The organism is Formosa sediminum (assembly GCF_007197735.1).
In the GTDB taxonomy this organism is placed as follows: domain Bacteria; phylum Bacteroidota; class Bacteroidia; order Flavobacteriales; family Flavobacteriaceae; genus Formosa; species Formosa sediminum.
The window spans coordinates 2,793,535-2,805,646 of sequence record NZ_CP041637.1 but is presented as its reverse complement, the minus strand read 5'-3'; the positions used below and the strand labels follow the sequence as shown (position 1 = coordinate 2,805,646).

At 29.1% G+C, this 12,112-nt stretch carries 12 protein-coding genes; 6 read left to right on the top strand and 6 right to left on the bottom strand.

The annotated features are described in order from the left end of the window. The first annotated feature begins 16 nt into the window (after nucleotides 1–16). Nucleotides 17–391 carry a septal ring lytic transglycosylase RlpA family protein gene (locus FNB79_RS12265; protein WP_143381578.1) on the top strand — a complete coding sequence of 125 codons (375 nt, stop codon included), beginning with the start codon at nucleotides 17–19 and terminating at the stop codon, nucleotides 389–391. Between the two features lie 33 nt (nucleotides 392–424). Here the strand turns inward: FNB79_RS12265 and FNB79_RS12260 are convergent, their stop codons facing one another. From FNB79_RS12260 to FNB79_RS12235, 6 genes are all read right to left on the bottom strand, one after another. Further along, on the bottom strand, nucleotides 425–1,492 hold the full coding sequence (locus FNB79_RS12260) for a GNAT family N-acetyltransferase (protein ID WP_143381577.1): 1,068 nt from the start codon (nucleotides 1,490–1,492) through the stop codon (nucleotides 425–427). A gap of 125 nt (nucleotides 1,493–1,617) precedes the next feature. Next, nucleotides 1,618–2,568, bottom strand: a complete 951-nt coding sequence (locus FNB79_RS12255; protein WP_143381576.1) for a hypothetical protein — start codon at nucleotides 2,566–2,568, stop codon at nucleotides 1,618–1,620. A 4-nt stretch (nucleotides 2,569–2,572) separates the two neighbouring features. Then, nucleotides 2,573–4,024, bottom strand: coding sequence for an MBOAT family O-acyltransferase (locus FNB79_RS12250; RefSeq protein ID WP_143381575.1), 1,452 nt, complete (start codon nucleotides 4,022–4,024; stop codon nucleotides 2,573–2,575). Between the two features lie 85 nt (nucleotides 4,025–4,109). Then, nucleotides 4,110–4,709: a formyltransferase family protein gene (locus FNB79_RS12245; RefSeq protein ID WP_143381574.1), complete on the bottom strand. Its 600-nt coding sequence runs from the start codon at nucleotides 4,707–4,709 to the stop codon at nucleotides 4,110–4,112. Nucleotides 4,710–5,126: 417 nt separating this feature from the next. Next, nucleotides 5,127–5,804: a haloacid dehalogenase type II gene (locus FNB79_RS12240; protein ID WP_143381573.1), complete on the bottom strand. Its 678-nt coding sequence runs from the start codon at nucleotides 5,802–5,804 to the stop codon at nucleotides 5,127–5,129. Between the two features lie 44 nt (nucleotides 5,805–5,848). After that, nucleotides 5,849–6,694, bottom strand: coding sequence for a DUF6503 family protein (locus FNB79_RS12235; RefSeq protein ID WP_143381572.1), 846 nt, complete (start codon nucleotides 6,692–6,694; stop codon nucleotides 5,849–5,851). A 372-nt stretch (nucleotides 6,695–7,066) separates the two neighbouring features. Between FNB79_RS12235 and FNB79_RS12230 the strand changes: the two genes are divergently transcribed. The 5 genes from FNB79_RS12230 to FNB79_RS12210 all read left to right on the top strand — a co-directional run bounded on the left by FNB79_RS12230 (nucleotide 7,067) and on the right by FNB79_RS12210 (nucleotide 12,025). Beyond that, nucleotides 7,067–8,374: a leucine-rich repeat-containing protein kinase family protein gene (locus FNB79_RS12230; protein ID WP_143381571.1), complete on the top strand. Its 1,308-nt coding sequence runs from the start codon at nucleotides 7,067–7,069 to the stop codon at nucleotides 8,372–8,374. Nucleotides 8,375–8,600: 226 nt separating this feature from the next. After that, the gene (locus FNB79_RS12225) at nucleotides 8,601–9,056 is read left to right on the top strand and encodes a hypothetical protein (RefSeq protein ID WP_143381570.1); all 456 of its coding nucleotides are present in this window, start codon (nucleotides 8,601–8,603) and stop codon (nucleotides 9,054–9,056) included. A 126-nt stretch (nucleotides 9,057–9,182) separates the two neighbouring features. After that, complete coding sequence (locus FNB79_RS12220; RefSeq protein ID WP_143381569.1) at nucleotides 9,183–9,644, top strand: SRPBCC family protein; 462 nt, start codon at nucleotides 9,183–9,185, stop codon at nucleotides 9,642–9,644. 59 nt (nucleotides 9,645–9,703) lie between these two features. Next, nucleotides 9,704–10,663, top strand: coding sequence for a YheT family hydrolase (locus FNB79_RS12215; protein WP_143381568.1), 960 nt, complete (start codon nucleotides 9,704–9,706; stop codon nucleotides 10,661–10,663). A gap of 189 nt (nucleotides 10,664–10,852) precedes the next feature. Beyond that, complete coding sequence (locus tag FNB79_RS12210) at nucleotides 10,853–12,025, top strand: tyrosine-type recombinase/integrase (RefSeq protein WP_143381567.1); 1,173 nt, start codon at nucleotides 10,853–10,855, stop codon at nucleotides 12,023–12,025. Nucleotides 12,026–12,112: the final 87 nt, after the last annotated feature.

Genomic DNA, 12,112 nt, shown 5'->3' with positions numbered 1-12,112 from the left:
ACTTAAGTTTTATGCAATGAAATATTACATTCAATGTTTTCTCATTTGCTGTATATTGCTAAGTACGCATTTAAGTACAGCACAGGATATATGGTCTGGTAAAGCTTCCTTTTATAGTGATTCATTACAAGGTAATTATACCGCTAGCGGTGCACTTTATAACAAAAATGCATTTACGGCTGCCCACCTTACCTTACCATTTAACACTAAGGTTAGAGTTACTAACCTTAGTAATAATAAATCTGTAGTCGTGATTATTAACGACCGTGGTCCTTATAGTAACAACAGAATTATAGATTTATCTAAAGCGGCAGCAAAAGAAATTGGCCTAATTAACGATGGTGTCGCTGAAGTTAAACTTGAAGTACTTGATAACTATTTTACCAGATAGTAAAAGCATATATTTATTAAAAATTACGGCTTATTATATAGCTATTGGTTTTCTATATATGGGGAAATAATTTTCATGCTCTACATCTGTATCAAAATACATTGCACTTAATTTATTATACACCTTTTCGTTAATAATTTTTCTTCCCGTATAATAAATTACATCTTCATCTTTTGGAAAAAATGTTTTTTTATACAGGTAAAGATTATCACCATCTGTACGCCCACCTCCTAATACATAATATTTATACTCGTGTGCTCTAGCCCAATTTATCACATTTATTTTAAGAAAATCGTTAGGCCTTAAATTAAAAAACTCAGACAATGTACCTCCTAAATAAGAGAATAATGTATCTCCTGCAATTAAAATTAGTTCTACCGAAATAGCAATGTCTCCTGCATATACAAAAACAATTAAAAATTCTTCTTTACTAATTTCTATAATTTTTTTAAAATAATTTAATGAATATAAATAATCTTTACTCGCATGTATACGAGCCATTGTTTGGATGTAAATACTATGAAATAAAGCAATGGTTTCTGCATCACAATCTCCTTGTACAAATTTCACCTTTAACTGCTCAGAAGTACTCTTTCGGTAATTGTTTCTCACTTTTGATTTGAAATTATTCCATTGTGCTTCTTCAGAAATAATTTCGCCTTTTACGTTGGTTAAAGCAGAAATAAGAGTCCCCGAATACAGCTTACAATTGTTATTTAAACTAAACCGAATAAACTCTGTAACGACATTATGTTCTAGGTACCATTGGTCTACTAATTTCCAAAACATCATTAAATCTGCATCGGGTAAGTCCTCATTAAAAATAGGACCACTATAACCATAGGGCGATTTCACATCAAAATAAGACGTGGATACTCCATTTTGCTCTATATCTAGAATTAAGAATGGCATTACAACTAATAATTGGGTGTCGTCTTCACTAGATACAGCTTTAAAATATCTTAATTTTTCTTCTAATACATCTTCAAGGTTAGCCGCCCATATTTTATAAAAGGGATTAATATATTCAAATGTGTTTATAACATTTAAATAGGTGTTAAAATCGGCTTCGTTATTAATTTCGGAAACAATTAATTTCATAAGATTTAAAATTATATTCTAATTAATATCCTAGTATATCCTTACAATTAAATTGCTTCTAAAAGCCTTAAAATCCAATTATTAATACACTAAAAATTTTGATTTGTTTTGAGTTTAAAATTGATTTATTCTGATTTTAGTTTTTCTTCTTTAGCAATATAAGTTGCAATTAATTTAGCAACTAATGTCCGTCCATGATTGTTCCAATGTTTATCATAAATTAAATTGGTTGCAGTTTTTGAATTGCTTAGCGACTCCGAAAAATCCAGATATTTATAAGCATGTGTTTCTAAATAATTTAAAAAAACTTCAGCCGTATTTTGCTTATCTATTAATAATACAAATCGGGTTTTATCATAACCATATTTATTGACTAAAGTTTCAAAATTTTTAATGTACTCTTGGTTTAGATTTGTTAAAGATTTTTCTGCTAATTTCTTTTTCCTTTTTTTAGAACCTAAATTTGAAACCAAATGTTTTACATCATCTAAAGCCCCAACATTTTGTAAATACACTAATAATTTAATCTGCCTTAAATTTTTATACATAGGAGATTCAAATTTCATACGGTCTGCTTTAACTGTATAACTTCCGCGTTGTAAATCATTTTCAAATTTTAAACCTAAAATCACATAATCTATCTTATCGAAAGTAGATTTATATTGATGTATTAAATGTAATTGATCTGCGAAGTCGTAGCCAGCATAACCATATTCGTATACTTGAATATCTGTTAAGTCATCTTCCAACTTTCTACCTATAGAATTAAGATAGTTTTGATGAAACCCTTCTATAAAAGAATCTCCAACTAAAGCAATTTCAACAGTATTAAGTGTGGGAGTAAATTCTCTGTACGAATTAAATCCAGAATTATTAATGTGATATTGAGAGAAATTCTGTCGTCTAATTCCAGTTACCGAATACCCATCTTGATTTGGAACCCATTTCTCTACACCATACTCATCGACAAATCGTACTGGATAATCTTTAGTTAAATGACATACTCTTATTATAATTTCTAAACTTATTAGAATTAATATAGCGTAACCCAGCATTTTTAGAAGTAGTTTTTTCATAGTCTTAAAATTGAAAATAAATAAAAGACCTATCTACTTGACTATCATAAAATAATAGCATAGCTAATATGACAATAGTATACATTGCAAAACGTACAAATTTAGATTTAAACTTAAATGGAGCACGTTCATCTTTTCTAATTATATATTCATATACCACAAATAGAATAATTAAAATATAGTAATCTATCATTCTATAACCCAATGGATGAATGTAGGTTTGATATGTAAATTGAGACCCTAATCTAGATATAAACGCAAACGCATCTGAAAGGGATTCTGATCTAAAGAATATTCTTGAAAAAGTTACTAAAGCAAACGTTATTAGCACTTGAGCAATTTCTTTAACCGTAGGAAATAAAGTGTGTTGTGCAATTACAGTATCTTTATACACAGCATTTTTCCCTAGTAAAAATACTGGTATAAATGCTATAGCATGGAAAGCGCCCCAAAACACAAAAGTCCAATTTGCTCCATGCCATAAACCGCTAACCAAGAAAATAATACAAATATTTCTTAAAGACGTTATTCTATTACCTCTAGAGCCTCCAAGCGGGATATACAAATAATGTCTAAACCAATTAGATAACGAAATGTGCCAACGTTGCCAATATTCTGCTACATTTCTAGCAAAATTTGGATATTTAAAATTAGACATTAATTCTATTCCGAAAAGTTTAGACGTCCCTATAGCAATATCTGAATATCCACTAAAATCGCCATAAATTTGAAAACTAAATAAGGTTACACCTAATATTAATGTAGACGCAGGATAGGCATTATAATTAAAAAAAATATCATCTACTATAGGTCCTAAAGCATCTGCAATGACAATTTTTTTAAATAATCCCCATAAAATTAATTTTAAACCCGAGACGATTTGGTTATAGTTAAATGTACGTTTGCTAATTATTTGAGACATTAAATTAGAAGCACGCTCTATGGGTCCGGCTACTAACTGCGGAAAAAAACTAACAAACGTAGCAAAGGATAAAAAATCTGTTGTTGGTTTTAATTTTTTGTAATAAATATCTAATGAATACGATAGGGTTTGAAATGTATAAAAAGAGATTCCTACAGGTAAAATCACTCGTAACGTCCATGTACTTTTAAATGTATATCCCAAACTACTAAATAGATGCACCCAAGAATCAACAAAAAAGTTATAATATTTAAAAAACCCTAAAAGTCCAATATTAAATACAACGCTCACCCAAATCCAAAGTTTTCGTTTTGCTGCAACATTATGTTTATAAATATTTATACCTACAACATAATCTACAATGGTACTTAAAAGAATTAATGATAAAAATCGCCAATCCCACATCCCATAAAAAATATAACTCGCAACTAAAACAAGAATATTTTGAGCTTTTACATGGTTTTTAAGTACTACCCAATACAAGAAGAACACCGTAGGTAGAAAAATAAAAAACTCTAAAGAATTGAATACCATATCTTAAAATAAAAACTAATATTAATTAAACGCAGAGTTAATTAAAGAAGATTGAACAAGGTTTAAGTTAACAATCATGAATTACCTAAAGAGTTAATTGCATGTTTTCAATAATAGTAATGGTTTTAAGTATAATTTTTTTACCATGTTTAGCAAATTTTGGATAAAGTGTATCAAATGTGTCATTATCTTTTACGCGTATTGCTTTTTGCGCTAAGATTACACCTTCATCAATATTTTCATCAATAATATGAGTGGTAATCCCTGTAACTTTTACTCCAAAATCTAAGGCATCTTGTATAGCTGTTTTTGTGGCTAAAAAACTTGGAAATAATGACGGATGAATATTTATAATCCTGTTTGGAAATGCTAAAAGCATATCCTTTTGGATGATGTATTTATAATTAAGCATGAATATATAATCAATATCACGCTTTTTAATTTCTGTTGTTAATAAGGCTTGATAGGCAATAGCGTTTTCAAAATCTGCTCGAACAACTTTTAAAGTTTCAATACCATATTGTTCTGCCAACTCCTTTGCACCACAAGGTTCTTCTTGATAAATTAATAATGAAATATCAGATCGTTTTAATTGTCCCTGATTAAACGCTTCAATTATATCTCTAGCATTTCTCCCCCAACCTGTAAGTAGAATTGCCCATTTAAGGTTCTTTTTTATATTCATAGCGACCCAAAAAATCAGGTAAACTGTATTAAAACATTATAAAATAAATATATATAAAAAAAGAACATACAAATTAAAATCTATTTTTTTTTCAAAGTAAATATCTTGAATATTACGACACCAACACATCTGCATTAAAAACATGAATATCAACTATTTAAACAAATACAAAAACATAAAACTACTACACTTTACATCTCGACCTTACAATTGCAATTTTATAACAGACCTTAAATAATGTATTTTTCATCAATAAGGCATTAAAAAAAAGTGCAAACATGAAAAAAAATACACATAATTATATCACACTAAACACATTATATAATTTGTAGAAATCATTGAATTTGAGACAAAAAAAACAGTATAGTTATATAAACCATACTGTTTTTTATAAACAGTTTTAAATTAAATTAGACGTTACAAATCCGAATTTATTGTAATAATTTTAGCTATTAAATCTTCTAAATTAGAAGCCTTTAAATCGGGCTGTAAATAATGCGGGTGATATATTTCAACTTTGCGACTAACATAAGCTGTAGTTAACCCTGCGTTTTTTGCGCCAAATAAATCCCAATCGTGTGTAGCAACCATAACAATATTTTTAAGTTCTAAATTTTCTTGTTTGGCTACATACTGATAAATATCTTTAAAAGGTTTGTATTTCTTAACAGCATCTACCGAGTAATATCCATCAAATAAATCAATGATATTAGCATTTGTTAATTGCTCCTTTATCATTTGTAAAGATGAATTAGAGACTGCAATTACACGAATATTTTGTGCTTTAAGTGCATTTATAGCAGGCACAACATCTTTATAAGCTGGTAATTTTTTAAATGCTCCAAGAATCTCTGCTTTAGTTTCTGAGCTTAAAGGTTTATCATTTTCAAAAAACAGGTTTTCTAACGCAACGTCTGCCAGTTCTCCAAAATTTTCATAACAATTCATAACTCCCATAACGGTAGAATTATATAGTAATTTGGTGAACCAATATTTCAACACATATGCATCATCAAAATGCTTGTCAAACTGAGCCTTAAGTAAACTCAAGTTTAACAAAGTTTCATTCATATCAAAAAAAACAGCCTTAATCATAAAGATTCATTTTATAAATTAACAAGGGTTAAAACTAATTCATATTATTTCGTAAATGTTGCTTGATCCAAACCATTATTAAACCTAATGTTGGTCCAATTAACATTAATCCATGGTTTATCTGTTACCTCTGCATCCCAATTAGAAGCTTTATATTTTCGTTTTGCAGGAATTAAGACACCATCTACATCAATATATTCTAATTGCATAAGTAAAGGATCTGATTTACCAAAATCCATAACAGTAAATAAAAACTGATCTACTAATTTAGTTTCTGGATTAATATAAACTTGATACGTATCTTTGGGTTTACCGTCTTCAGAATTAAAAGTGATCTTAACCACATCGTAATTTATATCATTTATTTTTTGTGTTTTTACATACTCATAATTTAAGCCGGGATCTGTTAATTTAGCCATCATAGTAAACCAATAAAAGTTTGTAGGCCTATTAAAAGCTACACGTTTTAAGGCATTTATATCAGTAATAATTTTACCATCCTGTTTTAACCAATACTCATTACCATCATAACCTTGTTCTATAATACCTTTTAACTCTGGCAAGGTTCTTTCATGCTTAGTATACCTACCATAAGACCATTCGCCATTAAATATATATTTTTCAGTAATGATATCTTCTTTACCATCTGGTGTTTGGTAAGTTAATGTATATACCACATCTTTTTTATCTAAAAGCATCTTATAATCACCAACGTTTTGAGTCATTTCATACACCAACTCGTGTGCTTTATTTTTAAACTTTAATTGTGGTTGCGTTACACTTTGTGCTGGTACATCTTGTTTTACTTCTACATTAGTCTCTTTTTTTTCGTCTTTACAAGACATTAAAAGGGACATTGAAATTAAACTAACTGCTAAAATTTTGTTCATGTTTTGAGTATATTTTTAATATGTAATTAATGTATTTAGTGCTTATAATACGAGATCCTTACATTGCTGGCCTAAAAATTGAACTATAATTTTATAACCAATTAATTTAAATGATGCACTGTTAACAAAAAGATTATTTCCTATAAATTATAATATCTAATATGTGTGCTTTTACATTAAGATTGAATATTAAAGATGGCATTTCAATCTCAAGAGTTTTATTATTCATAAAATTTAAGGCTCATCTTTACATCCAAAAACCAAATATATTTAATTTCGTTGTAAAGATAAGCTAGATCCGATTTATAAAATCCATAATTTTCTCAGACAAATTCATATTAATAATTAAGTTTGCAACCTAATATTTTTGAGATGACGCATACTTTAGAAGCATTACAATCGGGAGCACTACACGGCACTAAACACTTAAAATTGGCCTGTGGATTAACTACCTTTCCTGATGAAATATTAGAATTAGCAGACACTTTAGAAATCTTAGATTTATCAGACAATAAACTGTCTAGTTTACCAGAACGCATTAGCGAACTTAAACAGTTAAAAATTATATTTTTTGCAAGAAATGCTTTTACCGAATACCCAACAGTTTTAGGAAACTTCCCAAATTTAAATATGATAGGTTTTAAATCTAATCAAATTCATACGGTGGCAGAGCATATTTTTCCTCCAAAATTAAACTGGTTAATTTTAACAGATAATGCCATTAAAACCCTACCTCAAAGTATTGGAAATTGTACACAATTACAAAAATGTGCTCTAGCTGGAAATAAAATTGAAGCATTACCAAACACAATGGCACAATGTAAAAATTTAGAGCTATTAAGAATTTCTGCGAACCATTTAACAACAATTCCCGATTGGTTATTTCATTTACCTAAATTATCTTGGATTGCTTTTGGAGGAAATCCAGCAACATACAAACAGCCAATAAACACTACTTTTGAAGCCTTTACTTGGGACGATTTTAAAATAGACCAATTATTAGGAGAAGGTGCTTCTGGACATATTTCTAAAGCCAAATGGATCTCTAGAAACAAAGCTATTGCGCTTAAAATTTTTAAAGGCGATGTAACTAGCGATGGTTTACCTGACGATGAAATGGAAGTTTCTATAGCAGCCGGAGCACACGAAAGTTTAATCCCTGTGTTGGGAAAAATCAAGAATCATCCCGAGCAAAAAAATGGCTTGATAATGACTCTTATATCGCCTACTTATAAAAACTTAGGAAATCCGCCAAATTTTGCCACGTGTACTCGAGATGTATTTGATGATGAAACCGTATTTAATAGTTTAGATATTTTAAAAGTTGCAAGAAATATCGCATCTGTTTGTGAGCAAATACATAATAGAGGAATTAATCATGGTGATTTATATGCCCATAATATTTTAATAAATAATACAGCCGATTGTCTCTTAGGCGATTTTGGAGCGGCTACATTTTACGACAATAACACAAATCAGGCACAAAATATTCAACGTGTAGAAGTCCGTGCTTATGGTTGTTTACTAGAAGATTTATTATCTCTAGTTCCCGAAACAGAATTAACTCCAAAATTTAAAGCCTCTTGGCAAAAATTAATTGCAGATTGCATGCTTCCAGATGTAAAATCGCGACCCTCGTTTGCTGAACTTATTGCGCGTTTAACAATAATTAGTAAATAAATTTTAGAATGTATTTAAAAACCATGTGTTAGCACTTACCTTTTTAGAGCTATAGTACAACATACAAGTAAGTTCTAAAAAACTAATTATTAATGTATTAATCTTATAATATATCATAATAATTTTAATAATTAGTAATAGAATATAAAATTTCTATGTCCTATGTTTGCTAAAAAATTTTTACTAATAGATATATAAAACATGGCTGTAAAGGCGAATTAACTGTATGAAAACATTAAAAATTTTATTCTATATTTTAATTTCTACTTTATTATATTCTTGTGGATTAAAACCTATAACTTCTGAATATGCATTTATAAAATCTGATATTGAAGAGATAGATTTAGACCATTTGGGGAACGGTAAGGTTTTAATTTATAACGATGCTTCCATATTACACACACTGGATAATACTGCACGTTTAAATATTTGGATTAACAATAAGGCACTTGGACAAATCAGACCAAAAGAATATGCTATTATAAATTTTGAACCAGGAACACATCAATTTAAAGTATTACACATTGATTTTGTTAATATTAAAAGTGAACATACGGTAGACATAAATCAGGATAGTAAAGTAATTAGGGTTAAGCCTACTATATCTTCTAATAAATTAGAGATTACAAACACGTTACCTGAAAAATTTGAAAGATTCACCTACGCTGAAAAAAGAGAGTAGTTTACTAAAAATAAACTATTAGTTTTTCAAAAAATAGAGTTAAACCAAAGGTTTAATTTATAAAAATGTTTTAAATTCCATGTTTGTTGTTAATACTAATACCAAGTTTACTAAACAAGTTATAAAATGGGAGTGTATCAATTTAAACGTCAGCAATCATTCAAGCAACCTATAGAAACCTTATGGGATTTTATATCTAACCCTAAAAACCTTAAAACAATAACGCCAGATTATATGGGGTTTGATATCGTTACAGAAGACTTACCTAATTTGATGTATGAGGGCATGATTATTCACTACAAAGTCTCCCCTGTTTTAGGAATAAAAACGACTTGGGTTACAGAAATTACTCATGTAAAAGATACTCATTATTTTGTAGATGAACAACGTGTTGGACCTTATAAAATATGGCATCATCAGCATTTTTTAGAAGCAACTCGAGAAGGCACATTAATGAAAGACATTGTAACCTATCAGCCACCTTTTAGTATTTTAGGAGATATTGCAAACAGCATCATGATTGAAAAAAAATTAATTGAAATTTTTGAATATCGCACCACTGTACTTAACCAATTGTTTGGAAATTAAACGTTGTTATTCAATACAGCATAAACCGCTTAACTTAATTACTTTTTAACTCTATTTTAATGCCTTTAATACCAAAATCTAAATACAAAACACCTCATTTAATAAATAAAAACCCACATTATACAACCATTTATGCTGCAAAAGTTAAGCATGTAAATCCGCCCAATTATAAAACCACCACGTTAGAATTAAGTGATGGCGATTTTTTAAATGTAGATTATATTATAAAAAGTAAAAAACAAGCGGTAATTTTATGTCATGGTTTAGAAGGCGATTCTAGACGTACCTATAATAACAGTTGTGCTAACTACTTTGCTGCAAGAGATTTTTCGATATTTGCATGGAATAATAGAACCTGTGGCGGACACATGAATCGTCTGCCTAAAATGTATCATCATGCATCAATAGAAGATCTAGATGCAGTTGTGCAATTTGCTTTTACTCATGGTATAGCATCCGTTTATCTTATTGGCTATTCTATGGGTGGCGCGCAAGTATTAAATTATTTAGGAAAACAAACACCAGATTTACGAATAAAAGCTGCCGTTGCTGTTTCTGCACCTACACATATTAAAACGTGTTCTGATGTTTTAAAAGTTGGTTTTAATAAAGTGTATTTAAATAATTTTAAAAGAGGAATTGTAAACAAACTAAAACATAAAGTAAAACAATTTCCTGAATTAGCTCATACAGACAAAATTAATAAGTTATATAGTTTTGATGAAATAGATGATTATTTTACAGCACCAATACATGGATTTTTAGGTAAAGAAGATTATTATAAACGCGTATCTCCAGAATTTACATTAAAACATATTACAACACCTGTACTAATTCTTAATGCCTTAGATGATCCTTTTTTAGGCGAACGATGCTACCCTATTTCTAGAGCTAAACACAGTAAATACGTATATTTAGAAATGCCAGAATATGGCGGACATTGTGCATTTCCGTTAAAGCACTCTAAACAATCATTTGCAGAAGTTCGGGCCTTTGAGTTTTTCTCTTCAGTGGTCTAATTTTAATATAATAAGATTATAAAGTTTCAGAATCTAGTTTTTTTTCATTTTAACTTTAATTACACAACAAACTCGTTTATTCCTATAAATAAAAAGCACATTTTTTTATAAATTTTATCTCAATTCAGTTTTGATTAATAAAATAAAATACTAATTTACAATGTTTTACCTTTATTAAATCAAAAAAATATGACATTACCTTTAGTTAAAATTTCAACTAAATTTTATAAAAAATCACATCAAATATGTATGGCTTTCAAATATAATGAAGTATTAATTAGACGTGTAAAATTGTTACCCAATGCCCAATGGAGTGTAACTTTAAGGCAATGGTATATTAAATATAATGAAGATTCTATCTCCCTTATACATGATATATTTAAAGATTATGCATTAATAAACGATTCTAACCTGGATGTAAGTTTGTTAAACAGGACAAAACATATAAAACGTGTTAGACAAATTTGCGAATCGCATAGAACACTTTTAAAAGCTTATAGAAATTATTTACGCGGAAAACGCTATAGTGAGAGCACAGTAACAAGTTACCTAACATTGATGGCTGATGTAATTGAATTTTATGATGGCAAACCTATTGAAAAATTAGATAATCGTGTGGTAGAAAATTTTGTTGAACAAGTTATGGTTCCAAAAAAATATGCCATAAGTACCCACAGACAATTAATTAGTGCTGTAAAACATTTTAAAACCTTTTACCCGAACTGCCAGATTCAAGATTTAGACTTATTACGTCCCAAAAAAGATAAATTATTACCTACAGTATTATCTCAATCACAAATGCTAGATCTCATTAGATGTACAGAAAACCTAAAACATCGCACTATAATTGCCCTAATATATTCGTGTGGTTTAAGAATAGGAGAAGTTGTAAATTTAAAACTAGAGGCCATTGATATAGATCGTAGACAATTAATAGTTAAACAAGGTAAAGGACGAAAAGACAGGTATATAATTTTAGCAGAATCGTGTTTACCACTTTTAAACAATTATATATTTACTTATAGACCAAAAATATATGTTTTTGAAGGGCAAAACCAACCCCAATATAGTGCAGAAAGTATAAGGGCTTTTTTAAAACGCAGTTGCAAAAAAGCGAAAATAACCAAACGTATCACACCTCATACATTAAGACATAGTTATGCTACACATTTATTAGAACAAGGAATAGATATACGATATATACAAGAATTATTAGGACACAGCAAGCCTGAAACTACGATGATCTACACACATGTAAGCAAGAAGGATTTGTTACATATAAAAAGCCCTTTAGACGTAGCCTTAAAGAGCATGACTACTTCTAGTACGTCTCCAACAGGATTATTAAGTCAAAATTTTTAAATAAATACATACTAAAAACAATATTATCTGTACTTTTATATTAACAACATAAACATTGGTTTATCCGGAATATTTTATAGATAATCG

What these genes read in the sequence shown, in the direction of transcription:
- FNB79_RS12245 (WP_143381574.1), bottom strand. Translation starts at nt 4,709, where the DNA reads ATGAATATAAAAAAGAACCTTAAATGGGCAATTCTACTTACAGGTTGG.
- FNB79_RS12220 (WP_143381569.1), top strand. Translation starts at nt 9,183, where the DNA reads ATGGGAGTGTATCAATTTAAACGTCAGCAATCATTCAAGCAACCTATA.
- FNB79_RS12235 (WP_143381572.1), bottom strand. Translation starts at nt 6,694, where the DNA reads ATGAACAAAATTTTAGCAGTTAGTTTAATTTCAATGTCCCTTTTAATG.
- FNB79_RS12215 (WP_143381568.1), top strand. Translation starts at nt 9,704, where the DNA reads ATGCCTTTAATACCAAAATCTAAATACAAAACACCTCATTTAATAAAT.
- FNB79_RS12225 (WP_143381570.1), top strand. Translation starts at nt 8,601, where the DNA reads ATGAAAACATTAAAAATTTTATTCTATATTTTAATTTCTACTTTATTA.
- FNB79_RS12210 (WP_143381567.1), top strand. Translation starts at nt 10,853, where the DNA reads ATGACATTACCTTTAGTTAAAATTTCAACTAAATTTTATAAAAAATCA.
- FNB79_RS12230 (WP_143381571.1), top strand. Translation starts at nt 7,067, where the DNA reads ATGACGCATACTTTAGAAGCATTACAATCGGGAGCACTACACGGCACT.
- FNB79_RS12265 (WP_143381578.1), top strand. Translation starts at nt 17, where the DNA reads ATGAAATATTACATTCAATGTTTTCTCATTTGCTGTATATTGCTAAGT.
- FNB79_RS12240 (WP_143381573.1), bottom strand. Translation starts at nt 5,804, where the DNA reads ATGATTAAGGCTGTTTTTTTTGATATGAATGAAACTTTGTTAAACTTG.
- FNB79_RS12260 (WP_143381577.1), bottom strand. Translation starts at nt 1,492, where the DNA reads ATGAAATTAATTGTTTCCGAAATTAATAACGAAGCCGATTTTAACACC.
- FNB79_RS12255 (WP_143381576.1), bottom strand. Translation starts at nt 2,568, where the DNA reads ATGAAAAAACTACTTCTAAAAATGCTGGGTTACGCTATATTAATTCTA.
- FNB79_RS12250 (WP_143381575.1), bottom strand. Translation starts at nt 4,024, where the DNA reads ATGGTATTCAATTCTTTAGAGTTTTTTATTTTTCTACCTACGGTGTTC.